The sequence below is a fragment of the Maribellus luteus genome (genome assembly GCF_003576475.1).
In the GTDB taxonomy this organism is placed as follows: domain Bacteria; phylum Bacteroidota; class Bacteroidia; order Bacteroidales; family Prolixibacteraceae; genus Draconibacterium; species Draconibacterium luteum.
Window position 1 is genome coordinate 417,518 of sequence record NZ_QWGR01000001.1, and the last position, 26,170, is coordinate 443,687.

The 26,170-nt window shown below is 44.2% G+C and carries 27 protein-coding genes and 1 tRNA gene; 8 read left to right on the forward strand and 20 right to left on the reverse strand.

Features of this window, described 5'->3' with window-relative positions:
- Positions 1-73: 73 nt before the first annotated feature.
- Together D1614_RS01540 and D1614_RS01545 are read right to left on the reverse strand one after the other, a co-directional pair.
- On the reverse strand, positions 74-2,014 hold the full coding sequence (locus D1614_RS01540) for a peptidase U32 family protein (protein ID WP_119436112.1): 1,941 nt from the start codon (positions 2,012-2,014) through the stop codon (positions 74-76).
- 92 nt (positions 2,015-2,106) lie between these two features.
- Complete coding sequence (locus D1614_RS01545) at positions 2,107-3,348, reverse strand: DUF2971 domain-containing protein (protein WP_119436113.1); 1,242 nt, start codon at positions 3,346-3,348, stop codon at positions 2,107-2,109.
- Positions 3,349-3,603: 255 nt separating this feature from the next.
- Here D1614_RS01545 and D1614_RS01550 point away from each other — a divergent pair, with 255 nt between their 5' ends.
- Positions 3,604-3,945, forward strand: a complete 342-nt coding sequence (locus D1614_RS01550) for a single-stranded DNA-binding protein (protein WP_119436114.1) — start codon at positions 3,604-3,606, stop codon at positions 3,943-3,945.
- Positions 3,946-4,037: 92 nt separating this feature from the next.
- Here D1614_RS01550 and D1614_RS01555 read toward each other — a convergent pair whose 3' ends face one another.
- Entirely contained in the window at positions 4,038-4,577 is a 540-nt protein-coding gene (locus tag D1614_RS01555) for a CHRD domain-containing protein (RefSeq protein WP_119436115.1), read from the reverse strand.
- Between the two features lie 24 nt (positions 4,578-4,601).
- Complete coding sequence (locus D1614_RS01560; protein WP_119436116.1) at positions 4,602-4,994, reverse strand: group I truncated hemoglobin; 393 nt, start codon at positions 4,992-4,994, stop codon at positions 4,602-4,604.
- A 618-nt stretch (positions 4,995-5,612) separates the two neighbouring features.
- Between D1614_RS01560 and D1614_RS01565 the strand changes: the two genes are divergently transcribed.
- Together D1614_RS01565 and D1614_RS01570 are read left to right on the forward strand one after the other, a co-directional pair.
- A complete protein-coding gene (locus D1614_RS01565; RefSeq protein WP_119436117.1) occupies positions 5,613-5,798 on the forward strand; it encodes a DUF1059 domain-containing protein in 186 nt (61 codons plus the stop codon).
- A 73-nt stretch (positions 5,799-5,871) separates the two neighbouring features.
- Positions 5,872-6,156, forward strand: coding sequence for a putative quinol monooxygenase (locus D1614_RS01570; RefSeq protein WP_119436118.1), 285 nt, complete (start codon positions 5,872-5,874; stop codon positions 6,154-6,156).
- Positions 6,157-6,248: 92 nt separating this feature from the next.
- Here D1614_RS01570 and D1614_RS01575 read toward each other — a convergent pair whose 3' ends face one another.
- The 11 genes from D1614_RS01575 to D1614_RS01625 form a co-directional block, all read right to left on the reverse strand.
- Positions 6,249-6,719 (reverse strand): hypothetical protein, encoded by a 471-nt coding sequence (locus tag D1614_RS01575; protein WP_119436119.1) that lies wholly within the window; start codon positions 6,717-6,719, stop codon positions 6,249-6,251.
- A gap of 162 nt (positions 6,720-6,881) precedes the next feature.
- A tRNA-Gly gene (locus D1614_RS01580) sits at positions 6,882-6,953 on the reverse strand.
- A gap of 212 nt (positions 6,954-7,165) precedes the next feature.
- Positions 7,166-8,431, reverse strand: coding sequence for a hypothetical protein (locus tag D1614_RS01585; RefSeq protein WP_147383964.1), 1,266 nt, complete (start codon positions 8,429-8,431; stop codon positions 7,166-7,168).
- A 30-nt stretch (positions 8,432-8,461) separates the two neighbouring features.
- Positions 8,462-9,121 carry a CAP domain-containing protein gene (locus tag D1614_RS01590; RefSeq protein ID WP_119436121.1) on the reverse strand — a complete coding sequence of 220 codons (660 nt, stop codon included), beginning with the start codon at positions 9,119-9,121 and terminating at the stop codon, positions 8,462-8,464.
- The gene (locus D1614_RS01595) at positions 9,118-9,801 is read right to left on the reverse strand and encodes an ABC transporter ATP-binding protein (RefSeq protein ID WP_119436122.1); all 684 of its coding nucleotides are present in this window, start codon (positions 9,799-9,801) and stop codon (positions 9,118-9,120) included. The genes D1614_RS01590 and D1614_RS01595 overlap by 4 nt, the downstream gene beginning before the upstream one ends.
- Positions 9,802-9,834: 33 nt before the next feature.
- Positions 9,835-10,212: a four helix bundle protein gene (locus D1614_RS01600; protein ID WP_119436123.1), complete on the reverse strand. Its 378-nt coding sequence runs from the start codon at positions 10,210-10,212 to the stop codon at positions 9,835-9,837.
- A gap of 67 nt (positions 10,213-10,279) precedes the next feature.
- Positions 10,280-11,500: an ABC transporter permease gene (locus D1614_RS01605; protein ID WP_119436124.1), complete on the reverse strand. Its 1,221-nt coding sequence runs from the start codon at positions 11,498-11,500 to the stop codon at positions 10,280-10,282.
- Positions 11,501-11,625: 125 nt separating this feature from the next.
- Positions 11,626-12,846, reverse strand: coding sequence for an ABC transporter permease (locus D1614_RS01610; RefSeq protein ID WP_119436125.1), 1,221 nt, complete (start codon positions 12,844-12,846; stop codon positions 11,626-11,628).
- 34 nt (positions 12,847-12,880) lie between these two features.
- Positions 12,881-13,264 (reverse strand): four helix bundle protein, encoded by a 384-nt coding sequence (locus D1614_RS01615; protein WP_119436126.1) that lies wholly within the window; start codon positions 13,262-13,264, stop codon positions 12,881-12,883.
- Between the two features lie 65 nt (positions 13,265-13,329).
- Positions 13,330-14,109: an outer membrane lipoprotein-sorting protein gene (locus tag D1614_RS01620; RefSeq protein ID WP_241558062.1), complete on the reverse strand. Its 780-nt coding sequence runs from the start codon at positions 14,107-14,109 to the stop codon at positions 13,330-13,332.
- 10 nt (positions 14,110-14,119) lie between these two features.
- Positions 14,120-14,710, reverse strand: coding sequence for a TetR/AcrR family transcriptional regulator (locus D1614_RS01625; RefSeq protein WP_119436127.1), 591 nt, complete (start codon positions 14,708-14,710; stop codon positions 14,120-14,122).
- A gap of 233 nt (positions 14,711-14,943) precedes the next feature.
- Between D1614_RS01625 and D1614_RS01630 the strand changes: the two genes are divergently transcribed.
- The 3 genes from D1614_RS01630 (at position 14,944) to lpcA (ending at position 18,568) form a co-directional block, all read left to right on the forward strand.
- Entirely contained in the window at positions 14,944-16,785 is a 1,842-nt protein-coding gene (locus D1614_RS01630) for a hypothetical protein (protein WP_206609895.1), read from the forward strand.
- A 220-nt stretch (positions 16,786-17,005) separates the two neighbouring features.
- Positions 17,006-17,986 (forward strand): ROK family protein, encoded by a 981-nt coding sequence (locus D1614_RS01635; protein WP_206609896.1) that lies wholly within the window; start codon positions 17,006-17,008, stop codon positions 17,984-17,986.
- Positions 17,987-17,989: 3 nt separating this feature from the next.
- On the forward strand, positions 17,990-18,568 hold the full coding sequence (gene lpcA / locus D1614_RS01640; RefSeq protein ID WP_119436128.1) for a D-sedoheptulose 7-phosphate isomerase: 579 nt from the start codon (positions 17,990-17,992) through the stop codon (positions 18,566-18,568).
- A 95-nt stretch (positions 18,569-18,663) separates the two neighbouring features.
- On the opposite strand, the gene D1614_RS01645 is transcribed toward lpcA, so the two are convergent.
- The 4 genes from D1614_RS01645 to D1614_RS01665 form a co-directional block, all read right to left on the reverse strand.
- On the reverse strand, positions 18,664-19,236 hold the full coding sequence (locus D1614_RS01645) for a DUF2179 domain-containing protein (protein ID WP_119436129.1): 573 nt from the start codon (positions 19,234-19,236) through the stop codon (positions 18,664-18,666).
- 174 nt (positions 19,237-19,410) lie between these two features.
- A complete protein-coding gene (locus D1614_RS01650; RefSeq protein ID WP_119436130.1) occupies positions 19,411-20,985 on the reverse strand; it encodes a peptide chain release factor 3 in 1,575 nt (524 codons plus the stop codon).
- Positions 20,986-21,264: 279 nt separating this feature from the next.
- Positions 21,265-22,458 (reverse strand): MFS transporter, encoded by a 1,194-nt coding sequence (locus D1614_RS01655; RefSeq protein ID WP_119436131.1) that lies wholly within the window; start codon positions 22,456-22,458, stop codon positions 21,265-21,267.
- A 629-nt stretch (positions 22,459-23,087) separates the two neighbouring features.
- A complete protein-coding gene (locus tag D1614_RS01665; RefSeq protein ID WP_119436133.1) occupies positions 23,088-24,191 on the reverse strand; it encodes a gamma-glutamyl-gamma-aminobutyrate hydrolase family protein in 1,104 nt (367 codons plus the stop codon).
- A 140-nt stretch (positions 24,192-24,331) separates the two neighbouring features.
- Here D1614_RS01665 and D1614_RS01670 point away from each other — a divergent pair, with 140 nt between their 5' ends.
- Positions 24,332-25,150 (forward strand): prohibitin family protein, encoded by an 819-nt coding sequence (locus tag D1614_RS01670; protein ID WP_119436134.1) that lies wholly within the window; start codon positions 24,332-24,334, stop codon positions 25,148-25,150.
- 137 nt (positions 25,151-25,287) lie between these two features.
- Complete coding sequence (locus D1614_RS01675) at positions 25,288-25,782, forward strand: PaaI family thioesterase (RefSeq protein WP_119436135.1); 495 nt, start codon at positions 25,288-25,290, stop codon at positions 25,780-25,782.
- 47 nt (positions 25,783-25,829) lie between these two features.
- Here D1614_RS01675 and D1614_RS25615 read toward each other — a convergent pair whose 3' ends face one another.
- Positions 25,830-26,006 carry a hypothetical protein gene (locus D1614_RS25615; protein ID WP_155523328.1) on the reverse strand — a complete coding sequence of 59 codons (177 nt, stop codon included), beginning with the start codon at positions 26,004-26,006 and terminating at the stop codon, positions 25,830-25,832.
- Between the last annotated feature and the right edge of the window lie 164 nt (positions 26,007-26,170).

The following is a 26,170-nucleotide window of genomic DNA, read 5'->3' on the forward strand; positions in this document are numbered from 1 at the left end:
GGCTCTTAAAGATTGAGGGCGAGAAAATGACGGCAACGGTTTCTTTATGGCCTTTGTGATGTGGATTCAGCGCTTAGCTTTTATCTTCAAGCCTTATTCTCATTAAACACTGTTTGCAATCAAACTGGAGCAAATATTTTCTGTTTTGGTCTTCGAGGAAAAGTGGTTCGGGTGGCGTGTTTTGAGCTTCCTGAAACCGTTCGCAATACCCCAGTTCATACTTTAAACAGTAACGCGTTGTCATTAACAACTGCTTTTCTTTTGCCGAACTTACTTCAAGCGCCTTTTCCTGCTTTTCTACGCCATGTTCCCGGTAAAACTGCGCCGCTTTTTCGTTTGAAATGTTTGCAGAAAAATCTACTTCCTTCTGGGGGAAATCAATCGTTTTTAGCTGCTGACCTGTATCTTTTCTTGCAAATGCTGCAATCCGGGCCGCCTCGTGTTTTTCAAACAGTATCCTTCTGATCTCGTTCAATTCCGACATGCGGAAAAAATAACTTGCTTGGCAGTTGTTCTTCACGTCCGTTATGTTGAACATTGAATTGCCCGACTTGGAAAGCTGAGAAACAAGATTTCTGTCAGCAGATTCAGGATTTTTGGCCTGTTCGGGTAACTCCGTCATCGTGTAACCGGACGACAGGTGATCCTCGTCAGAAAGTTCGAAATGCAGGGAGTTATCCTTTTCGGTTACACTGATGGTGGCAGCTACTTTGCGTACCGATTTATCGGCTTCCAGCATTTTTATGAACTCGTGATCATGGTTGCGGTAAAGCACCATTCCCTGCAAAAGGTTGGAGGTGTTGCTGATAAAAACCTTGTTGCCAACTACCTTGTCAATCCTGAATCCGATGAGTTCATTTTTATGAATAAAGCACAATCCATCGCCGTTATTTACGGTTTCAGTCGCTTTCATAGTTATGTAATCCGAGCCAACTTTCTCGACAGTGCCAATCTTTTTTCCGATCGATTTGGGAGAATAAGTGTTGATCAGATCTTTTGATCTTCCAGATAAAAAGTAATGGGTGCTGTGCCGGTTGAAACTTCTTTCCGGATCAGGGTCGAAACTAATCTCCGTGTTCCCGGATGATGCTTTTACATATTCCCGTTCGGAGTTAAGAATATCGTCCAGCTTTCTCCGGTAATAGCTTACCACATTTTTGATGTAGTTGATGTCTTTTAACCTTCCTTCAATTTTCAGACTGGTTACTCCGGCACAAATCAACTCGGATAAATTGCTGCTTAGGTTCAGGTCTTTCAGCGAAAGCAGGTGGCTGTTGAGGATGATTCTTTTGCCGTTTCCATCCACCAAATTGTACGGATGCCGGCAGGCCTGGGTACACATTCCCCGGTTGGCACTTCTTCCGGTTGTAACCTCGCTAAAGTAGCACTGCCCGCTCAGGCTAACGCACAATGCCCCGTGAACAAAATATTCCAGCTCTGTGCTGGTCGCAGCTCTGATTTTTTTGATTTCCCGGAGCGACAGCTCACGCGCCAACACTATGCGGTCAAAACCAAGCTGGTCGTGAAAGCAGATGCGATCGGTTGCATAATTATTGGTTTGTGTACTGGCATGAAGCGGAATAGGAGGGATGTTCATTTTCAAAATGCCCATGTCCTGAATAATCAGCGCATCGGCTCCGGCATTGTAAATCTGGTGAATTAGTTTTTCGGCCTCTTCCAGTTCGTTGTTATACAGGATGGTATTTAGTGTGACAAAAACTTTCGCCCTGTACTTGTGTGCAAACTGAACCAGCAACTCAATATCGGCCACTGAATTTGACGCAGCTGCTCTTGCTCCAAAACGGCTGGCCCCGATGTATACCGCATCGGCTCCGTAGTTTATTGCAGCCATCCCGGACTCAAGGTTTTTGGCAGGAGCTAAAAGTTCTATTTCTGTCATATTCTTCAATGGTGAATCTAAATCTACCGGATCATTATTTGCCACTTCACATTCTTTGGGCAAAAGTAAACCAATTTCACCATTTTTCTTTTTGGCGGAGGTTTTATAACGCAAGGGGGTATTTTATTGAATGATTCAGTTAATAGTAACAAGTGGTTAAAAATTATGGGGTTGGGCGACGGGCACAAATGTTAGGTACAGGCTTTTTATAAATTATACCTTTCTTTATTTAATAAATTTATTTTTTCTTGTTTGTCATTATGGTTTTCGAGTTGATATATAATTTGACTTCGATTACGATATTCTTCCTCCTGTATGTTTCTCAAATATAAATTCTCTAGTCTTAGTTGAAAGGTTTCGTTACTTAGTTTAGTTTGATAGATTGGAATTTCTTTCTTTTCCGCAATTTGCACAAGGAACTTTTTGAGATTTGATTCAATTCTCGCACCGAGAAAAATTGCTTCTGCTTTTAAAAATGGAATTGTATTATTGGTTAATATATCAGAATCATAGTTGCTAAGGATTAATCGCCATTCTTTCTCATAACTCCATGAGCGTGATTTCGTTGTCATGGTTTTGTAAGCTGTTTTCAGAACTGGTTTGTTTAACTTCAATTCTTCACCTGAAAACTTTGACCTCATAAGTTCTCTAGGAGAAATTTGTGGTACTTTGGCAGTATAATGAATGGGGAAGAGTCCACATTTAATAGCTTTTCCATTAACTATATTGTCGAAGTCGGTTTTATATTTAATACTAAAACCTTGATGATTATCTGCATAATGTGACCACATGGTCGTATTATTCAACAATTCTGTTTCATCCTCGAAATTTGAGAAACAAGAAATTTTGAACTCCATATTCCTTATGTAATCAATCTTTTTTCTACATTCTCTCCTTGCTTCCTCAACAATCTCATAAAGTAAGGAACTTAGTGAACCACTTTTTTTATTTCTAATATCAAATAGTGCAAAAATGAAATGTTTTGGACGTCTCTTATTTAGCATAAAAGGTGGTTCTGATTCTTTAGTCCATGAGTGGTAAAGTTGATAATATTCCTTTTCAGAGATTTTATCCTCGTTCTCTACTTTTGAAATTAGGTTTAATTCTTTTAGTCTTTTTAGTAAATATATTTTCTTAAACTTCTCAGCTTCTATGCAAACAAAGCTATCAAATGGGTCATTGAAATTTCTCGGTGACGATAGGAAAAGTGAGTCATTTTCTAAATTTATTAAACTGTATTGAGAGGGAGGAAAAAATTTAAATAAACTTTTAGGTAGGTGCTCATTTTTATAGTCGGCATACTTTTCTTGCGTTTCGACGATGCCTGAATTGAATATAGAGTCAACAAAGTCATTAACGAAATGCTTTGTCCAATAACCGGAGAAATCTCGATTTCTATAGTCTGATCTTGGAAAGTTAGATTCTATTTTATTATCCCAATCTATCATTTATGTTCGGTTTTCAAGCTTGCGCCTAAAATATATACACCTCAAGCTTATCTCTTTTTGCAGGTTCTAATTTTCTAAGTTCTTAAATTACAGCAAAATATCCATTTGCAAACGCTTGCAAACGTTTATTGTCGTTTATAAATGTTTAACTACCGAATAAGCTTTTTGTAGCCCTCTACCTTTGTTTCAGTTCTTTCGTTCAAGGGGCCCGAAGCAAAAAACGGCTCCACTATATTAACAAAAAAATTACAGATCATGAATGCATTAAAAAACAGCGTCAGGCTTCTCGGACACCTGGGAGACGACCCAAAAGTAAGAAAGCTTGGCAGTGGAAAAACCGTTGCTAATTTTAGTATAGCAACCAACGAAATTTACCGCGACAGTAACGGCGAAAAGAAAAGCGAAACCACCTGGCACCGGCTGGTAGCCTGGGGCAAGCAAGCCGAAATTGCGGAAAAATACCTGAAAAAAGGATCGGAAATATCGATCGAGGGAAAACTGACCAACAGGACGTATGAAGATAAGAACGGTGAGAATCAATACATCACCGAAATTGTAATCAATCAAATGCTGATGCTGGATAAATCGGCTGTTTAGCCTGGCTTCATTCTGCATCAAAAGAAAAGCAGGGAGCCAATTGCATCCCTGCTTTCAGATTTATCCTCAACTAAACCTGAACAACGTTCTTTTTAATTGTTACCTCCCGGCTTATTTCCTTTGATTTGCCCCCGTATTTCGCCCCCGCGGTTTTGTGAGGTATGCACGTTTACATATGCTCCATTTGCATAAAAGGTATCCACAAGGTCCATCAAAGTCAGTCCAGTCAGGTTGGCATCGGTAATCACTCCTTCGGCGAGTATGCCGCTGGTCATTCCCGGAATTAAAACCGGCGGTGCTGATGATGGGTAAAGCCATACTACAATAGATCCATTTTGTCCTGCAGGTGCGAAATGGATGTGTGCCATTAATACGTTCTCAATACTGTCGACAATAAGTTTATACGACAATTCCGTTCCTTCTTTATTCAACTGAAAGATGGCCTGTCCGCTTGCATCGGTCCAAACTGGCGGAACTTCGTTTTCTCCCGAAAGATGAGCCCTGAAATTCAGTACTTTTTGTGCACTCTTAAGTTGAAGCTCGTCTTGCTGATCAGTTGTTAGATCTTCTTTTTCGCAAGATACGATGGCGAAAACGAATAAAAATAACAGGGTAAATTTGAATGTTTTCATGTTGCTTTGTTTTAAAATGGATAATTAAACTCCTACAATATCTTTTTTCAACGAGTAGGCGATGGCCAAAACATCCTTTTGGGTTGGTTCGTCCACCTTGTTTTTCCCCAGAGCTTTCATGATGTCGTCTATTACGTGCATATATTCTCCCTGGCTGATGTTCATGCCTTTATGAGAGGCCAGCATGTCTTTGCCTTTGTACTCCTGTGGTCCTCCACTGCCGGCAGCCAGAAAATTGATTAGATGCTGTCTTACTTCTGCAAAATGAGCGGGATGCTCTTTAAGTGGAAGAAAACGGGCATTTACCGCCGGATTGGTCATGTGGTTTTCTACAATGTCGTCAACAAGACTGGTTATTCCATCTATGCCTCCAAGTCTTTCATACAATGTCTTTGTTTCTACCTGATCTTCTCTCATTCTTTTTGTTTTTAGTTAGAAATATGTCGGATAATAGCGGAACCCAGAGACGGGATGTCAGATGAGTGCCCACTTTTTCCAGTAAAATCGATTCAAATTACTTCACAGAACATTTGATATGCGGCAAGATTTGGTTGATTTTTTGAACAGAAATGTTCTTTGCGTCTATTAAATGTAGTCTATAACATAGTTAAATCCAATAGAGTGGCATATAAATACCTGTAAGTGTTTTATTGTCGCAATTACAATTAGTTTGGAAATACTCAGAAAATGTAAAAAAAGACTTATGGTGCTTGTTTGTATTTTGGGGACGGGAAAAATCTACTTTCGCCTTTAATAAAAAATATGTTAATGATTGAGAAAAGGAGGTCAATGTTTTTGGCTAAATATTTCAAAATAGTTGAGTAACAATTAGAGTGACATTAGAATTATTTCAGCTTTTGTATCATACAAAAAGCGAAGCTTGGTGCTTCATAAGCGCCGAATAACCACCGTTTAACACACTTTAAGGATATTCATGTCCTTAATTCTTGTGATTCGCGGTCAATTGGACTAACTTGTTTATTATTAGCGATAAAAGAACTTGTTTTAATAATTGTAAACAAAGGAGGATAAGTTATGGGAAGTGTAAAAGTTATTCGTTGCAGCGATGCAGGATTTGATTGCGATGCTGTTTTCCGGTCCGAATCAGAAGAAGAATTGATGGCGCAGGTGGCGGCTCATGCCAAAGAAGCGCACAACCTGACGGAGATTACTGAAGAGGTGGTGCAGAAAGTTAAATCCATAATGAAGGTAGAGGCCTGAATTGGCTTTCGAAATGTTATGACTGGTGTTGATCAGTCGGAGAGAAGCGGTTTTTATTTTAAAACTATTTTAAATGATAGCAAGTTTTGTTAAACATAAAGTAGACAATTTCGAAGCATGGAAGAAAGTTTATGAAGAGTTTTCGAAAGTGCGAAAAGAAAAGGGGGTTATTGGAGCCAGTGTTTTGCAGGAAATCAGTGACCCGGAAACGGTAATTGTTGTTCATGAGTTTGATAACCTGGATGTGGCAAGTCGTTTTTTTGAATCGGAAGAGCTGAAAAATGCCATGAAAAATGCCGGTGTCCAGGGGCAACCCGAAATTTGGATCGGGAATGTAAAAGAACGTACACCTTTTTGAAAAAGGTGTTTGATGCGACAAATAAAGGAGCCGGAAATCATCCGGCTCCTTTATTTTTGACCTTCCGAACCGGAGGGCTTGTTTTGACTTGCTTAGTTCTGGGGAACAAACTGTTTGAAACTTTTATAGAAATACTCCAGCTCATCTTTGGTCAGGTTGTGCTCAATGCGGCTACAGTTCCCTTCTTTGTCCAGAAAAACCTTGATAACAGATATATCTTTTTGATAGATTGTGTACTCGGGTGCATTGGTTTGTGTGCTGGCACTGGAATATTGCCAGTTAAGATGCGGTTCGGTGTTGGCCCTGTCGCCGGTATAGTTTAGTGTTAATTTGGACTTGTTGGGTGTGGTGTACATGCCTTTGCTTTGGTATTCGTAAAGCATCACTTTTCCTCCGTCAGAAGTGTTTGTAACGCTGGAAGGGGCTCCCAGTCTTTTAAAAATAATCTTCTCATTTTGTCCGACTATGGCGTAATGAATGGCTTCGTTGGCCAATTTGTTGGTTGTAGAACAGGCTCCGATTAGTATGAGCAAGATAAGTAAAGAAACAGGCAAATTTTTCATGATTGAAGATTGTTGATTTTGTGTTTGTACGAAGTATTATCGAAGATGTTTAATAGTTGTATTTAGAAAGTGAGTTTCATTTTCAATGGATTTGGTGAATGAGGCAAAGTTATAGAGGAAAATGACTAAAAAAAAGAAAGCCGAACAAAAGTTCGGCTTCAGAGCGGGAAACGGGGGTCGAACCCGCGACCCTCAGCTTGGGAAGCTGATGCTCTACCACTGAGCTACTCCCGCTTGTTTTTAGTTTGGCGACCCTCAACCTGGGATCCCGAGCACTCGGGTCTACCACTGAGACGCTTACTAATTTTTGTTTTTGCGATCCTCAGCTTGGGAGTCCGAACATTCGGGACAACCTCTGAGCTTTGTCCATCCGTTGACGGACACACTCGCTTTTTAAGAACGCCCAAAAATAAATAATAAATGCATTCGATAATCACTTTTGTGCATTAAAATGACCATTTAATTCGTGCAAAAAACGCTTGCCCGTAATCGCCGTATTCGGTGCCTGCGCGGCCAAGGAAAAGTTGGCCGTTTAACATCACTTCCCAGTTGTTGCCAATGGAGTAAGTGAGCGAAGGTCCGATATACGAAGAACCGTCGCAGGGATTGAGCATGGCGGAGATGTTGCCCGAGAAAAGCGGCGTAAAAGGGTAGGAGCTTTGTGCAAAAAGATTGTACCGGCCAAACGAAAGCATTTTGGCCGACAAGTTGCTGGCAAAGAAACTCCTTCCTCCGGCATCGCCGGTTGTGCCATGGCTGTTAAACAGGACTGCTGCATGTACGTATAAACTGCTTCTGAAAGTATAATCGCCCGAGACTGAGGCCACAAAAGTTTCAAAGTTTTCGGGATCATTGTTGTTGCGTGGTTTAAACCAGGTGGCTTCGCCCCGAAAACCGCCGCCTTTTATATCGCCCGACCAGCCACCACCCAGCACATAATCGGGACCAACCCAGCCCCCCATAAACTGAATGTCGTAATCAAACTTTGAAAAACGATACATTCCTGCTATTGCTGTTTCAGATGAATCTTTACGGCCGATTTTATAAACCAGCTCTGCCGATGAGGTTTCGCTGGTGTAATACTGCATCCGGATGCCGTCGGTTCCGGGGCGCTCTTCGTAGTCGAAATCGAAGTAGGAAAAAGTGTTGAACACATCGTTGGGATTCCAGACCAGGTTGGTGCCCCAGTTAATTCGCTGACGCCCCAGGCGAAACTGGAGCTTGCCGTTGGTGTAATCCACCCACGCTCGGTCGATCATCGAATGCATAAACCATCCACCGCCCGAGGCTAAAACGGTGCCCATATCCAGTAGCCCGTTGTCCGACTCAATCATGTTTTTGTATTCCGGGAAATCCTTGATCATCTGTCCGAAAAACAGGCGGTTTCGGGCTTCCACGGCAAAGGTTAAGTTTGAATTGGCGTACCACTTAAAATTCAGACGGTTGTGGAATTGGTTGAGGAAGAGGTCATCCAGTGACTTTGTTTCTGAAACCGGCATCGGATTTACGGGTTTGTAATACATACTCAACTCCTTAATGTATCCGTTAAAATCAACACTTGATTGAGCATTTGACTTGACAACTGAGATAACAACCAACGAAAATATGGAAAGAATAATCGGTAAATGAAAGCTGGCAATTAGTTGCCGGAATCCGGACTGAAATTTTCGGATATTATTTCTGTGCCAATGCTTTTCTTGCTTGTTACTCATTACTAACTATTTTGTACTCACTACTCCATTCTATTCTGCCATTCCTCCGGCAAAATCCATCACACACATGGTTTCGTATACGGGATGCAAACCGCAAGCTACTCCCACCAGTTTAAAGGCAGGGTGGAGAAGGGTAGCCCTGTGTCCGCGGTCTTTTACGCCGTCATCGATCAAGAGAAAAATCACAATTTGCCGGGCGCTCGAATTTCCATAGGCAATGTTTTCTCCGATTCGCACCTGCCACTTGCCAAATTTTTCAACCCGTTGCCGCATGTTTGAACCATCGCTGCCGGTATGGCCGGTTTTTCCTGTCTTTTGCTGATCTTTCTGATGTTTCCGTGCAGCCTGCGATAGCTCTTTGCTGGGATACATGAGGGCTTGCGGACTTGCTTTTTTTAGGTCCCTTACGCATTCATTGAGCGCTCTGACGCCCTCCATTGTTTGAATGGATCTATCTCCCGGGTAATGAAGTATCTTTTTATCGTAATACCTCGCGAGGGGCTCAATGTACTGTTCGGCATACCGGGCCGGATTGGAGCGAAAAAGGTTGATCTCGTAAATCACATCCTTCTCCAGCGGAGTCAGGTAATTGGCTTTTTCTGCCGTATTTAGTGCCGGATGCTTTCCATCTTCTGCCGTTGCAAAAAGAGAAATCAATAAAAATAATATGAGTCCCTGAATTTGTTTCATTTTGAAATGTCGCTTATTATTTTCCCATCTTCGATCGTAATTACGCGGCGGGCTTTGTTGACCACGCGTTGATCGTGTGTCGAAAAAATAAACGTAATTTTTTCTTCTTTATTAAGTTGCTCCATGATATCGAGAAGATTTTCAGTGGAATGTGAATCCAGGTTGGCAGTTGGTTCATCGGCCAAAACGAACTTGGGTTTCGATGCCAGCGCACGGGCCACAGCTACGCGTTGTTGTTGCCCACCCGAAAGTTTTGACGGCCTTCGGTCCATCATCTCTCCCAGTCCTACTGCTTTTAGAAGTTCAGAAGTTCTGGCTTCGCGGTCGGCTTTATTTCTCCCTTGCAGGTGCATGATAAACTCCACGTTTTCTTTGGCTGTCAAAACGGGAATCAGGTTGTAGGCCTGAAAAACAAATCCGATGTTTTTCATCCGGAAATCGGTGAGTTTGCGTGCCGAAAGCTCGTTTATTTTTATTCCTTCGATTTCGACACTGCCTTCTGTGGCATCATCCAATCCGCCAATAATGTTCAGCAAAGTGGTTTTTCCCGATCCAGAAGGACCCACAATGGCGGTGAATTCGCCTTCTTCAAACGAAACATCGATTCCGTTTACGGCATGCACGGCCACCGAATCGCTGTTGTAAATCTTGTGCAGGTTTTTTATTTCTATGATTTTCATTGTAATGCGGGAATGCTAAAATGCAAGAATGCATTAATGGTTAATATTTCTATAGGTAGTATCTTTTGATTTCGTAACAATTTTCAAAATTTCTGTACACTCGTTCGTGAGGCGTTCGAGTTCAGTTTGATCCTCCGAAAGTTTAGAGTCGTTAATCACTTCAAGCCAGAATAAGGATTCATCCGCTTCTTCCACAACAATACTTATTTTGCTGAAAAACTCAGCCTGCGATCGGCCACGGCATGCAGCACGGTAATTTGCTCCGGTTGAAGTTGCCGATTTGATGAGTTGGTAAGTAACTACAGAAGTTGCTTTGCTCTGCTTTAAGGAATCACAAAATAGAATCACATCCACACCAAATTTTTTTGTGCGCTTCTTCATTTCTTCAACAAAAATGTCTTTTGGGTTCATGATTAAATTTTTTTGATGAACGATTTCTATTATTAAAGCATTTATGCATTTACGCATTCATGCATTTTTATTCTGTTCTCGTTGCTTCCGCCGGGTTGAGTTTCAATGCCTTTCGTGCCGGATAAACTGCCGAGATTATTCCGGTGAGTATTACCAAAATGGTAATGATGACCAGTGTATTAGGCTGAAGTGCGGTGTACACTTTTGTTGCGTACCCGTATTTCTCCAGCCCTTCTGAAAATGCCGAGACATCTATGGGCCGCGTTTCAAAATACCTGGTAATAAGCGAGCCGGTCAGCACTCCGAGTAATCCGCCGGTTAATGTCAGCATCACCGATTCGAGCATGATCATCCCAAAGACTTTTCGCTTGTTCATGCCAACCGCCATTAACATTCCGATTTCCTTGGTGCGTTCGAGCACTGCCATCAGCATGGTGTTAACGATGCCAAAACAGAGCCCCAGCAAAATGATCAGAATAAAAATGTACATATACTGATCCATCGACTCGGTAAGGATCGACATTTCGGGGCTGATTTCTTTCCAGGTCTTTACATCGTCGTTTCCGGCCAGTTGCTGCACTTTTGTTTTTACGTCATCCACCGTGTTGGCATCGTCGCAAATCATGGCTATTTCGTGCGCCACGTCGCCGTGCAGGCCCAATTGTTTTTTTAGGTCGTCGTACAAAACAAAAAGGTTGGTTTCATCGAAACCGGTATTTACGGTGCGGTAGATTCCACTTACGCGGTAGCCTTTCGACGACAGATCGCCGTTCATATCCACCATTTGTACGTTTAGCTTCGAACCGACTTTCAACTTTAGCTTTTTGGCCAGTTTTTCGCCAATCAGTACCGGCGGCATCCGGCTGTTTTTTTCGAGGTAGGTTCCATCAACCAATTTTTGCGAGATGTTGGTGACCTCTTTTTCCATTTCCGGAACAATTCCCAGCATTTTTCCTCCGCCGGTTCCGTGTGCTGCCATAATAAAAGGCTCGGCAATCAGCCGGTAACAGGCAGCGTCCACTTCAGCTAGTTGGTTGATTTTCTGTGTTAACTCACCGGCGTTGCTGATGAATAATCCGGTTTCGTTGTTATCCATGAAACGGGGAGCATGTACCTGCAAGTGTGCCAGTTCGGTGCGGGTCGCCGATTCAATCCTGGATTCAACCGCGCCCAGCATAAATGCAGTGGCAAAAACACCGGCGGTCAGTCCCAGGGCAATGGCAACAATCATAATAATGCTGCGCACCTTGTTTCTCCATACGTTTCTCCAGGCTATTGATAAAATCATAATTCCTAAAATTTGATTGAAGTTAGAAGACCGAAGACGGAAGTATTTCCTTCAACATGTAATGCCAGTTTTTGCTTACTGCTATTTTTATTTCTCATTTCCGTGCCTCTTAACTGTTGACTGATTTAATTTCGCATCGCTTTGGTAATCTTCAGCCGCTGAATGTTGTACATCGGGAAGACCGAAATAAACACACTGAGCAGGAACACCAGTATCATCTGGCTGTAAAAGAGAGAGGCTTTCAGCGAAAAGTAGAGAAACGGTTCCATTCCGTATTGCTCGTAGGCTTCAGCCATTTTTCCCGACATGGGGATCGGATGAAAGTAGAAGTAGGTGCAAAACAGGTAACTGATGAGTACACCCACCGAACAGCCAATCAGGCCGATAAAGATCGTTTCAAAAAATACAATCGTCGAGAGTTTGCTTTTTTGCATACCGACTGCGTGAACCACTCCGAATTCGCGTGAACGTTCTTTAACCATCATCAGCACAACGCTAAACATGCCAAATGCGATCACCATGTACAGGATGCCCAGCATGATTTTGCCACTTCCCCGGTCGCTTTCAATAAGCTGTTCGAGGTCGGGTTGCATTTCGGTCCAGGTCATTACGCGGTTGCCCGCCGGAAGTACACGTTCGATTGCTTTTTTTATGTGTTTCACTTCGTAATGGTCGTGCGCCATCACCACCAGCGAGGTTGAAAGTCCGCTGGCAGAGTAGAAATCCCGCGCCGCTTCGATATCCAGGTACACCATCCGGTTGTTAAATTCCTGGTTGGGGTGGGAGAGCAGACCTTTAATTACAAATAACCCGCTGGCGCTTATTCCGTGGTAGCCCTGACTGATCATCACCAGCGTGTCGCCAACGTCTAGCCCAAGATATTTAGCCAGTCCTTCACCCAAAATGGCCCCTTTGTCGCCGGTTTTCAGGAAACTGCCTTTTTTTACTTTCTGCGATATTTTGGTGATCTGGTCTTCTGCTTCGGGCTCAATTCCCATTACCATGGCAGGCTTGCTTTTCAGGTGATTGGCAGCCAGTGCAAAAGATTCGATTCGATTGACCACCAGCGTGACATCGGGAATCTGACTGATCGACTCTTTTAATTCGTTGCTTGCGGAAAAGCTGTTGTCGAGTGTTCGTTCGTTCCAGAAAGCGGTGTCCTGCACCTGCAGATAGCCGGAATAAAATTTGACCGAGTTTTCGATCATGCTGTCGTACGATCCTTCCTGCATCGATCGCATCCACGATGCCAGCAACACACTAAAAACAATGGAGGAAATCGCGATGAACGTTCGTCGCCGGTTTCTCCAGAGGTTGCGCCAGGCCAGTTTGATGTTGGTGTTCATTTGAAATGCTTAAATGCGTTAATGCATGAATGCTTTAATTTTTTTGATTCATGTTTCGATAGGTTGTATCCTTCGACTTCGTCATTATTTTTGAAAGCTCAGTGGCTTCATTTAAAAGACGAGTCGATTCCTCCGGATTGCCCGAAAGATTGGCATCTTTAATTACTTCCAGCCAGTAAACTGATTCATCCGATTCTTCTACTACAATACATATTTTACTGAAAAATTCAGATTGAGAACGCCCCCGGCAAGCAGCCCGGTAATTGGCACCTGTTGAAGTTGCCGACTTGATAAGTTGATAAGAAATCACCGAGCTGCCCTTTGATTCTTTTAATGTATCACAGAACAAAATCACATCGACGGCAAACTTTTTTGTCCGCGCTTTCATTTCTTCGATAAAATTATCTTTGGGATTCATTCAGTTCGTTTTATGGTTTGATTTCTACTATTTAAGCATTTTAGCATTCACGCATTTACGCATTGCTATCTAATCCTCTTCATATTCTGTTGCGAGAAAAAGCTTTCGTCGATTTTTACGTTAAAGTCGATTTGGTTAAAGATCAGGATCGTTTTGTTGCCTTCTTCATCGGCCGGAATCATTTCCAAACGGGTTGGCATTACGCGGTCGTCCATTTTTTTAATGTCGCTCAGAACCTCTGTGTTAACAAGGTAGCCGTCTTCATCGTAAAACTCGGCTTTCAGCCAAAGCAGTTCTTCTTTCGATATCCACATGATCACTTTTCCCCAAACCACGGCCGCATCGTCGTGGGGAATGAGTTGTATTTTATAACACTGGTAATCCTGTATTTTCTCTTCTCCCAGCAGTTCCTGGTCGTAGTCGTCGGCCATCGACGATTCTTTCACGAGGTCGTCGTTGGTAAAGTCGGAGCCCATCCACGACTGCATCATCATCGACGGTGGAATTTTGATCATGCGTTCGATGTTGGGCACCCAGTTCCACATTTCGTTGTTGCGCTTCAGAAATACCTGCCCCTTTTCCTTGGCCGGAGCGGTGATGTAGATCAGCGAGTAGTCGTTTCCAAGCGTCCAGTTTTTCATCGATACGGTGCGCGACCAGGTGGGGCGTTCAATGATCATCGTTAGCTCTCCAATACTGGAGCTTCCCCTGAATTTCTCATCGGCCTGCCGTACTATTTCTTCAATGTTGATGGTTTGCGCTTTTCCTGGCAGGGCGCCGGCCATCATCAGAAAGATGAAAAATACCGGGTATGCCTGTTTTATTGATCGTTTTATGCGATACATGGTTTATTTTTTAGTTTGTTTTTATGATTTTCAGACAATTGTCGATGACGGCCTGCTCCATTTTATCGCCCTCGAATATTTCGGGGGCTGCTACCAGGTAAAGAAAGGCGCCCTCAATCATCGCCGATACGGCCATCAGGTCTTTTTCAGGATCGTTACTGCCGCACGAAACAATAAACTGGTAGAACATTCCCATAATAGGTCCGGCTTTTTCCTTGTAGCTTTCAGCAAAAAGCAGCGAGACTTTTGGCTGTAGCAAGAGAGAGAATAAAAGCTTCCAGTATTGTGTATTCTCGCGCACCAGCATAAAGTTACGACGAATAAAATAGATGAACTCCTCTTCGGTTAAAGCACCATCGTGATTGATGTCGAGGTTCTCATAGATCTCGTTAAATCCCTGATCCATGATCTCACTAAGAATCTGGTCTTTGCTTTCAAAGTAATTATAGGTAAGGCCTTTCGAAATTTTGGCTTTGGCGGCAATCTGGCTGATGGAGGTGGCGTGGAACCCGTTTTCGGCAAACAGTTCCAGCGCCGTATCCATGATTAATTGTTTCTTCTGTTTTCGGATATCGTTGAATTGTTCCGGACTTCGTGGCATCTTTTATTATTTTTATGACTGAACGGTTGGTCAAAGATAGTGGCTTCTTTTGAGACTTCCCAAAAAATGGACAAGTAAGTGACCAGGTGGTCAATTAAAAAGCGATTTTTTCGAACATTAGACGAATAAGTTTGATGAATGGACAGGGGATTGAAGATTAATTCAAAATAAGCCGACAAAATAGGGGGATGCACCATTAGTTGCAAATTGCTTCAGAATTCCTTGCTTACTTTATGCTCGAATATATGAACGATAACCTGGAACGTGAGTCATATTCCGTTCCTTTTTTTATGCAGCTTTATATGAAGATTTTTGAAGGACATTCTTTCCACATCCCGGTTCTGGGAGTGGGATATTCCATAGACACACCCATGAATGTTGCGCCTTATGGTATTTCGTCGGTTATCTCGCTGGTAGATGATGGACTGATGGAGAAAATGCGGGAATTTTACTGCAACAAGTTTGATATGCCTTTCAAGGGAATTACCCAGAAGGTGGATGATTTTCGGGCCAAACGCATTACTTCGTATCTGAACATGGTAGAAGTAATTGTGGCACGAAAGTTCGACGAGTTAAAACACAGTGTAACACACGCAGGCGGAGAGTTCGAGAAGTACCTGGAGTTACTGCCCGATACTTCTTCGCTAAAGAAAAAACTGAACCTTGGCGAAAAAGGCAAAAAGGCGGTGGAAGAGTTTTCGAAGTGGGTACACGAAAAATTGCCGCTGGGGTCGATCGATGTTAACATCATGACAAAGCTGGACCAGTCGCACCAGAAAGATGGTGAAGATCTGCCTGCCGAGTACAACGATGCGCACGCTGCCCTGCGTGGTTTTGCCAACAGTACGCTGAGCTCGTCGCTGGTGCTTTCGGCCGGAATGAGTCCGCGCCTGTACAGCTACATCGAAAATTTCGGGGACTTCTTTCCCGACAGCGAAGGCCACATCAAAAAGAAAATTATTCTGAAGGTGAGCGATTTTCGCTCGGCACTGGTACAGGGGAAAATGCTTGCCGCCAAAGGATTGTGGATTTCCGAATACCGGATTGAATCGGGAGTAAATTGCGGAGGGCATGCGTTCCCAACGCAAGGCGTTTTGCTGGGACCGATTCTGGAAGAATTCAGGCAAAACCGCGACCAGCTGTACACTACCTGTTTGGAAGGCTACAAAGAGGCCTTGCAAAAGAAATCGTTGCCGCAGCCTGCCGAAACGCCTGAAATTAAAGTGACGGCACAGGGAGGCGTGGGAACCAATGAAGAACACAATTTCCTGCTTGATTATTACAACATGGACAGTGTGGGCTGGGGATCACCTTTTTTGCTGGTGCCCGAAGCAGTGAGCATCGACACCGAAACGATGGACCTCTTGGCCAAAGGCGGCGAAAAGGATTACTACTTTAGCGGTTTGTCGCCGCTGGGAGTGCCGTTTAACAGCATTAAAGGTGCCTCGATGAGCGTGAGAAGACTGGCACTTGCCGCCGAGGGGAAAGCAGGTACTCCGTGCACCAAAGGCTTTTTGAAATTCAATACCGAATATACCGAAAAACCCATTTGTACGGCTTCGCGCCAGTACCAGACCCAAAAGCTGCAAGAGCTGGAAGAACAGAAGCTAAGCGGCGAAGCGTACCAGAAAGCCTACGATAAAATTATTGAGCCCGAGTGTTTGTGCATTGGGCTGGGCATTTCGGCCCTGTTGGCGAAAGACATAAAAGTGGCTTCTACCGATAAAGTAACGATTTGCCCGGGACCTAACCTGGCTTATTTCGACAAGGTGGCGACACTAAAGGAGATGGTGGACCATATTTACGGCCGGATAAACCTACTGAGTAAAATGCCGCGTCCGAACATGTTTATCAAGGAGCTAAGCATGTACCTCGATATTTTTAAGGAAAGAGTGGAAGCCTTTCTTCAGAATGCGGAAGATGTAAAGGAGAAGCGGAACCTGGAGAAATTCAGAAAAAACCTGCTGGACGGAATCGAGTATTACAAAACTCTTTTTGGCGAGAAGAAAAGGGAAGTGGTACAGGAGCTGGAACTGTTGTTAAAGAAATACCCGGCGCTGAATGCGGATTTGTAAGTCAAAAAAAAAGACGATAAGGAAAACGGAATTTACGAAAGTGAGTTCCGTTTTTTTGTGATGGGTGCTTTGTAAGTCAGACCTTCAACTTCTGCAATATTTCCTATATTCGAAGAATGGTTGATTGGCGGAATTCAAAAACATAGGCCAGCAAACTTCCTCAAAGGTCTAAGGCCTTCAAGCTACCGGCTCTTGCAGGGGTTTTATTAAACGTAGAAATATGATGAACAGAAACGTTTTGGGGATCGACATCGGGGGAACTAAAACGGCCCTTGTATATGCCCGGGAAGTACCCGGAGGGATCGAGATCGTAGATAAAACGATGTTTGCCACAAGCGATGTGGAGACCACGCTCACTAAGCTATTCGAACATGTGGCGCAAACGATGCAGAAGTACGGTTTAAACCCGCAAAATACGAGTGCCATAGGGATCAGCTGCGGAGGACCGCTGAACAGCGAAAAGGGAGTGATTATGTCGCCTCCCAATTTGCCGGGATGGGATAACATTCAGATTGTGCAGAGGATTTCCGAGCGGTTTCAGGTTCCCTGTGCGCTTCAGAACGATGCCAATGCCTGTGCCCTGGCCGAATGGAAATTTGGCGCCGGAAGAGGAACCCGAAACATGGTTTTCCTGACCTTTGGAACCGGTCTGGGGGCGGGTATCATCCTTAACGGGCGGTTGTACAGCGGCACCAACGACAATGCCGGTGAAGTGGGCCACATCAGGCTCGCTGAATTTGGCCCGGTGGGATACGGAAAAGCGGGGTCGTTTGAAGGTTTTGCCAGCGGAGGGGGGATTGCCCAGCTGGCAAAAATGGCGCTGATGGAAAAGTACCAGATGGGCGAGACGGTAGCCTGGTGTGCGCGGGAAAACATCGATGATGTTTCGGCTAAGATGGTGGCCGAACATGCTCAGGCCGGAGATGCACTGGCGCTGGAAATCATCCGGACTTCAGCCCGCTACCTGGGATTGGGCTTATCGGTTTTGATTGATATTCTGAACCCCGAGTGCATTGTATTGGGAAGTATTTATGCGCGTAACGAAAACCTTTTTTATCCCTGGGTTGAAAAAACACTGGAAAAAGAAGCCTTGAGTGTGGCCCGCCAGGTATGCCGGATCAAACCGGCCGAGCTGGGCGAAAGCATTGGCGATTATGCCGCCGTGTCGATCGCGTTCAACTTAATCAACGAAACGCATTAAGAGATGAAGAAAATGATTCAGGACAGTCTGGGCGAATCGCTGGACAAGCTGCAGCAATTCATGAGCAATGCTGCCAACATAGAAGCCATCGAACAAACGGCGCTGGCAATGGCCGGGGCTTTAAAGGCCGGGAATAAAATAATCAGTTGCGGAAATGGCGGTTCGTTGTGCGACGCAAGCCACTTTGCCGAAGAATTAACCGGAAGGTACCGGACCAACCGGGAGCCCTTGCCGGCAGTCGCGATCAACGATCCGGCCTACATTACCTGTGTGGGAAATGACTTTTCGTTTGAGGAGGTTTTCAGCCGGTATGTGGAGGCATTCGGGCAAAAAGGAGACGTACTTCTTGCCATCAGCACAAGTGGTAACTCCACCAATGTGGTGAATGCTGCATTGGCTGCAAAAAACAAGGGAATGTCGGTAGTGGCGCTCACCGGCGACAGCGATAACCTGCTGCGCAAGCATTCTGATATCGCCGTTTGTGCACCGGTTTCCGGGTTTTCAGACCGCATGCAGGAAATTCATATAAAAGTGATTCATGTGCTGATACAGTTGATTGAAAAACAGCTGTACGGTTTGTGATTTTGAATAATCCGAAACTACCTGGCTTGGAATATGAAGTAAGCGGGTAGTGAAAAAATACCCATCCGCTAAAGCATGTGGGGCAGGCTCCTGGTTTACTTTCCTTTTCGCCAGCGCAACTTGGTTTTTACCATCGGGAAAACGCCTTCGTTCACAAACTTGATGTCTTCGATCGAGTAAAAAGCTTTGGGATTGGTGGCTTTGATAATGTTTTCCACCTTTTTTATCTCAGCCCGTTTGATAATGCTGTGGATGATACTGACTTTCTCACTGGCTCCCTGCGCATTGTGAAAAGTAACCCCGTAACCGGCCGTTTTCAGGTTTTCAATCAGTTTGGTGGCTTCTTTGCGTGTAATGATCTGGATTTTTACAATTCCCACTGCGAGTCTTTCCTCCAGGTTAAGCCCCACGTAATTTCCGGCAGCGAACCCCAGCGCGTAGGCAACGTAACACATCCAGTTGTCGAGGTTCTCAAATATTTTTGAAATGGCAATCAGCCAAATCAGTATCTCGAAAAAACCAAGAATGGGTGCCCAGAATTTATGCCCCTTCGAAACCATTACAATGCGAACGGTTCCAATGGTCACGTCCATGATCCGGGAGAAAAAAATCAAGCCCGGCAGAAGGACATAGGTGAAAAGCGAACTATCGTAAAAACTCGTTTCCATAGAGTAAAAATAATAAAACTAATGTCAATCAAAATCAATACAACACGAATTCTTTTGAAGCGGTATTTTGCCCACAGTAAACAGACTCTGAGGCAACTAGTGACTAACTAACTGTCGAAAAATATTACATTCAGAAATGTAGGTTGCACCGCATTTTCTATTCCCCCGGAAATATCAGAATTCCGAAGTGAAATGGAAGCGAATGCTTTTAAACTCGTCCTGTGCCATTTGCAGTATAAACGACGAATCGGCCATAAATACATCGCGGCCCAGTTTGTCTTTGGCCATTTTCTGGTATTTTCTTTTTTTGAATTCGGTCAGCACTTTTGGGTCGTCGCTTTCAATCCAGCAGGCCTTGTACATCTGCAAAGGTTCAAAGCGGCACTTGGCATTGTATTCGTGCTCCAGCCTGTACTGAATAACTTCAAACTGCAATTGTCCCACGGTACCAATGATTTTCCGGCCGTTAAACGTGCTGGTGAAAAGCTGGGCCACCCCTTCGTCCATCAACTGGTCAACACCTTTGGCCAGCTGTTTCGATTTCATCGGGTCGGCATTTTCCACAAAACGGAACAATTCGGGCGAGAAGCTAGGCAGACCTTTGAAGTGGATTTCTTCTCCCTCGGTCAGCGTGTCGCCAATAATGAGGTTTCCGGTATCCGGCACCCCAATGATATCACCCGGAAAAGCTTCGTCGATGACTTCTTTCTGCGAAGCCATAAAAGCAGTGGGGCTGGAAATACGAAAGGTTTTCCCGAGCCGGATGTTTTTATACACTTTGTTTCGCTCAAAACGCCCGGAGCATATTTTCACAAAGGCAATACGGCTGCGGTGGTTCGGATCGATGTTGGCGTGTATCTTAAAAACAAAGCCGCTGAAAGCTTCTTCTTTTGGATCGATCACTCGTTCTTCGGTTGTGCTTGGCTGCGGAATTGGTGCAATTTGCACAAAACTGTCGAGCAGTTCCTGTACGCCAAAGTTGTAAAGGGCACTTCCAAAAAATACCGGGGCAAGGTTACCGGAAAGGTATTCGTCCTGCTCAAATTCAGGGTAAATTCCTTCCACCAGTTCCAGCTCTTCCCGCAGAACTTCGGCATCGCTGCCAATGTGGTCTTCCAGTCGCGGGTCGGAAAGATCTTCAAATTTGATCCGTTCCTGAATTTCCTGGATATCAGGCGTGAATAATTTCAGGCTGCGGTTAAAAATATTGTAAACGCCTTTAAAATCGGGGCCGTTGTTGATGGGCCAGCTCAAAGGACGTACTTTTATTTTAAGTTGGTTCTCCACTTCGTCCATCAGGGTGAAGGGGTCTTGTGCCGGGCGGTCCATTTTGTTGACAAAAACAATCACAGGTGTTTTGCGCATCCGGCAAACGTTCATCAGTTTTTCGGTTTGCGGCTCCACACCTTTGGCGGCGTCGATCACAATAATTACACTGTCTACTGCGGTAAGTGTGCGGAAGGTGTCTTCCTGAAAGTCCTGGTGACCGGGGGTATCAAGAATGTTGACTTTGTAGCCGCTGTATTCAAAACCCATTACCGAAGTGGCCACCGAAATACCACGCTGGCGTTCGATTTCCATAAAGTCGGAAGTGGCACCTTTTTTAATTTTGTTGTTTTTAACGGCACCGGCCACCCGAATAGCTCCTCCGAATAAAAGCAGCTTTTCGGTAAGCGTAGTTTTACCGGCATCGGGATGGCTCACAATTCCAAAGGTACGTCGGCGTTTTATTTCTTCCAGAAATGTCATTATCAGCGTGTTTAAAAATAGGGCGCAAAATTAGTAAAGAAGTTGGAAGTTTTTGTTTTTATGCGCAAGGTTTATTGGTCAAAGTTAAAGTATTCAGTTTCAGTTAACAGAATTGGAGAGTCGTAGTCTCAGTAATCAGTCTCAGGAATAAATGCTTAAATGCTTGAATGCTTTAATGTGAGAATAAGTTTCGAGCTGCTATTCATTGGTAATTGAACATTGAAAATTCTGACTTCAATCCTTCAATCCCTCAATCCTTCAGTCCCTCAGTCCTTTATTTTACTCCTGTTGCAGCGCTTTTACCTTTGCTACCATCAGGGTGATTCCGATGCCAAAAATGCCAATTACGGCGTAGGAGTACCGTAGGCCAAATGCTTCGGCAATAAAACCGATCAGCGGCGGGCCCATCAAAAAGCCCAGAAAACTAACGCTTGAAACAGTGGCAAGGGCAATTCCCGGAGGGATTTTTTCATGTTTTCCGGCAGTGCTGTAAACCGTTGGAACAATGCTCGAAACACCCAGGCCAACCAGCATAAAAGCAAGGGTGCTGGGAACCAGGTACGGGAAAATGACAGAGGTGAAAAGTCCGGTGGAGATCATTACCCCGCAAATTTGCATCAGGCGTTTTCTTCCTATTTTCGAAATCAGGTAATCGGCTAAAAACCGTCCGGTAGCCATCATAATCATAAAAGAGGTGTAGCCCAGTATCACCAGCGATTCGGGTGCCTTTACCACATCTTTGAAATATACCCCGCTCCAGTCGAACATAGCGCCTTCGCTGGCCATGCTAAAAAAGCCGATGATTCCGAGCTGGAGCAAAACACCGTCGGGTTTCATAAAAAACTTTCGCCGGGGTTCATGTTTTTGGGGATCGGCATCCACCCTTACCAGGTAGGGGTAATTGATGCGGACAATCACCCACACGATAAAAATGATGGTGATGAAGTGCCACATGGGCTGAACTTTCAGGTTGATCATCAGTAAGCCGATCAGTGCTCCGGTAAAGCCAGCAAGACTCCAGCCTCCGTGGAACGACGCCATAATGGGGCGGCCGTAAAGACGCTCGGCAGCCACTCCCTGGGTGTTGACCGAAATGTTGCACATGTTTCCGGTAAGTCCAAAGAGAAAAAGAACGACCGCCAGTTGCCAGCCGGCCTGCACGAGCCCAATGCCGGTTAGCGCGAGCGTGTAGAGAGGTAAACCCACTTTTAGGACGTTGTGGCTGCCAAAACGGGTAACCAGTTTTCCCGAGAAAGGCATCATCAGAAACTGCCCGACCGGCAGAGCAAAGAGGATGCTACCAAAAGCTCCGTCGCTCAGGTGAAGGCTTGTTTTGATATCAGGGATCCGGCTTGCCCACGATGCAAAGGCCAAGCCCATACTGAAATAAACCAGTGCAACAGCAAGGCGGGTTCTTCGCTTTCCGGAGGTAATGCCCTCTTCTATTATGCTTTCGAGTGTGATTCCTGACATTGGCTATTTATCAATTTGCGGGCAAAATTAGGAAAAGCCACCGGCACAGGCCTGATTTTGATAAAATTAGCCTCGAATGTTAAAAAATCAGTATCTGCTTGTCTTTTTTTGTTCTGCTGTTTTTCTGTATTGCGGTGTTGCTGTTTATGGGAAAGATTTGCCCCATGTTTATCTCCAGCAATTTATATCAACGAAGAAACCCATGTATTATGAATATGGTCAGAGAAGCTCTGCATTCTGCTTTCATTATAACCTCAATTCTCTAACTGCTTTTTTTCAAGCTGATTGCGCTGATTAGCGCAAATTTTATTTCACCCATTTGGGTGAAATCATTTTCTGTGTATATCTGCATTATCTGTGTGCCGTTAAATTCCGCTTGCGGAACTAAGGTATAAGTCAAATCAATGTGAGAATGAATAATAATTGTGTTTTGTGTGGAAAATAAAGTCCTTTGGGCGTGGTTGTTTACTCCTGAGATCATAGTTTGCAATCCCATTCGAATATTTAGTTTGCCGAGGAGGAAGGATTCAGGGCGTGAAGGACAGAGGGACTGATTTTGAGTATCCAATGCTCAATTATCAATGGCTCGCAGCTCATAGCTTATTCTCGCATTTTTTATCCCAAACGCTTTAGTTCTTGACCGATTGAAGTGCCTTCGAGATGTGTTTCCAGTAAGCTTTGTGAAAGCGGACACCTTCTTTTCCGATAATCTCGTGGTACGTTTTTGGTTCATCGTCGGGAGCGAATTTCAGGGCGGCCATGTTTTCGTACAAGGATGCAACTTCGGGGTGAAACTGAACGGCAAAAACATTGGGGTAAACGCGGTGGGCGAGGGCTTCCACCACTTTCCCGTCGTGTGAAAGCGCTGTTACTTCGAGGTTTTTCCCAATTTTCTCTGCTGCCTGGTGATGGGCACTCAGAATTTTGGGTGTTCTGTTCTTTTTTACTTTCACCGTTTTCCCAAAGAAACTATTCCCGGTAAACTGGATGGGATGCAGGTTAATGCCCATCAAAAGGGTATCTTCCGCCAGTTCCTGCCAGTAATTCCGGTGCAGGTCTTCGCGATCGGTTTTTACAGTTTGTTCGGCATTGCCGGCTCCATAAACTTCTTCCGGAATGTCTTGTACCAGTGTCCCGCCTGTTGCCACATTCATGGTTTGCATGCCCAGACAGAAACCGGTGACCAGGTAATCGGGTCGGGCGGCGAGGAAAGGTGTAAAGGTTTCGTCCTGGAAACCGCCAAGCAGGTGGAACAGAAAACTGGCTTCGAAAAAGTGTCTTTCGGGATCGGTAACCACCGAGAGCGTATTTTCCTCCCCGTAAACGGCTGGCGGAATATCGGGGCCTCCAAAAAAGATGACGCCTGCCGAGTTGTCAAATGCTTTTTTTAGTTGCCGGCTAATCCCGTTTTCCTGAAACAGGTTGTTTACATTCAAATTCCCCGAGATGGCCTGCAGGTGAAACTTGTCCAGCTTTTTATCTTCAATGTATTGCTGCGTTTTGGCAAAATCGTACTTCTGATCTTCAAAATAAACACCCACAAATTCCACTTCATCCTCCACTTTAAAAACTTTGTTTTCAGTAAGGTAGAGAATGGTCTGAATCCGGGAAACGGTCGGGTCGCAAAGGAGCACATAGCACTTGTCTTGATCAACGTTCCGATCGAAAAAATCCTGGGAGTAAGAGCTAAGTGCTGTAAATACGAACAGTAGCAGAAAGAGTGTTTTTTGCATGTCGAATTGTTTTGGATCCTTTCAAATATACTACAATACCGGGATTTTAAGCGTATCCGATTCCTTTAAATAAAGCATAATGAATGGTAGGTATGAAGCTAAAACTTGTACATTTGTGAAGTAACCTTAAATAGTAAAGAATGAAATTTAATTTTAAATCGTCTTATGTAGTTATTGCTGTTATTGGTTTGATTGTGATCCTGCTTTTTGGAGGCCGGATGTTTATGATCATTGAGCCTGGTGAACGGGGAGTCATATTCCGTCCTTACACAAGCGGTCTCGATAAAGACAATATTTATACCGAAGGTTTTCATGTAATTGCTCCATGGAACGACATGAAAGTGTACAACGTACGTGAGCAGCAACGCGAAGAAACCATGGATGTTCTGGACAAAAACGGGCTTTCCATCAATACCGATGTAACGGTTCGTTTTAATCCTCATTATACTCAAATCGGTCATTTGCACGAAAAATTTGGTGTAAATTTCGTGAATGTACTGGTAATTCCTGAAGTTCGTTCGTCGGTTCGGCAGGTAGCAGGACGCTATACTGCAGAAGAGATTTACTCGACCAAAAGAGCCGAGGTTGAACAGGCTATTATCTCGGAAACCCGCGAAACGCTGGGCGAGAATTTTATTGATATGAAGGCTTTGCTGATCCGTTCGATCAATCTGCCGGCCCAGATCAAGGGAGCTATTGAAGCCAAACTTCAGCAGGAACAGGAGTCGCTGGCGTATGAATATAAATTGACTAAGGAAACAGCAGAAGCAGAACGCCGCCGGATTGAAGCGGAAGGGATTGCCAACTACAACCGGATTATTAACGAGAGTTTGACTGATAAGATTCTGAAACAGCGTGGAATAGAAGCTACGCAGGATTTGGCCGAATCGCCTAACGCGAAGGTAGTGGTGATTGGCAGCGGAAAAGACGGTCTGCCACTGATACTGGGAGGAAATTAACAAGTAAGATAAAAGACAGGCTGATGAAAATCAGCCTTTTTTTGTGGCCCCCAAAAGCAGGTGTCTTACTCAAAAAAAAGAATCAGGATACCATACGAGAGTGACGAAAGAAAGCAAAAGATAAACAACGAAGTTTTATGAAAAAAATCAGAAATCCCTGGAAAGACCCGCAAAACGATGGAGTGTACAATTGCTTTGCCTGTTCGCCCTACAACAGTGCCGGCCTGCAACTCGAGTTTTGGGAAGATGGCGATGAAATTGTAAGCAAATGGAATCCGGAAAAGGCATACGAGGGCTGGGTAGGCGTATTGCACGGAGGAATCCAGGCTACCTTACTGGACGAGATCGGCGGTTGGGTAGTTATGTTGAAGCTAAAAACTACCGGGGTAACCAGCGACATGTTTGTTCAATACCTGAAGCCTGTAACCATGGGAAACAGTGAGATTACCATTCGCGGAAAGCTTGTGTCGCACGAGGGCAGAACGGCAAAAATCGATGCCTCCCTCCTGAACGAGGCAGGAGAAGAATGTGCAAAAGCTACGCTCTCGTATTTTGTTTTCCCGGAACGTATAGCCAAAGCACGGTACAACTACCCCGGGATTGAGGCATTTCACGAAGAGGTAAATTCCTGATGTCAACACAAGCAGGAAGCTCTCAAAATAAAAAGTAGGATATTAATTTAAGCGTCGTCGTCTTCTTTGTCGTAAGAAGAGTAGTCTAGAGCTTCTTCATCAAATTCATCGTAAATAGAGAATTTATGTTTTGAACTTTTTTCCTTGGAACCGGGATGTCTCTTTTGTTTTCGGTCGAATTTATCAAATTCAGAGAAACTCTTACGGTTATCTTTCTTTTTCATCGCTTTAAAAACCTTAGTCTTTTAGAGTTGTACGATGGAGCCGGTAGTATCTTTATTTTTGCATTAATTGCCTGTCCGGCTCACTAAATTTGAATCTCTTTTTAAATTTGTATTTTAGAGCAAAATAGGAAAAAAAATAATTCAAAGAAATACTATCATTCGTA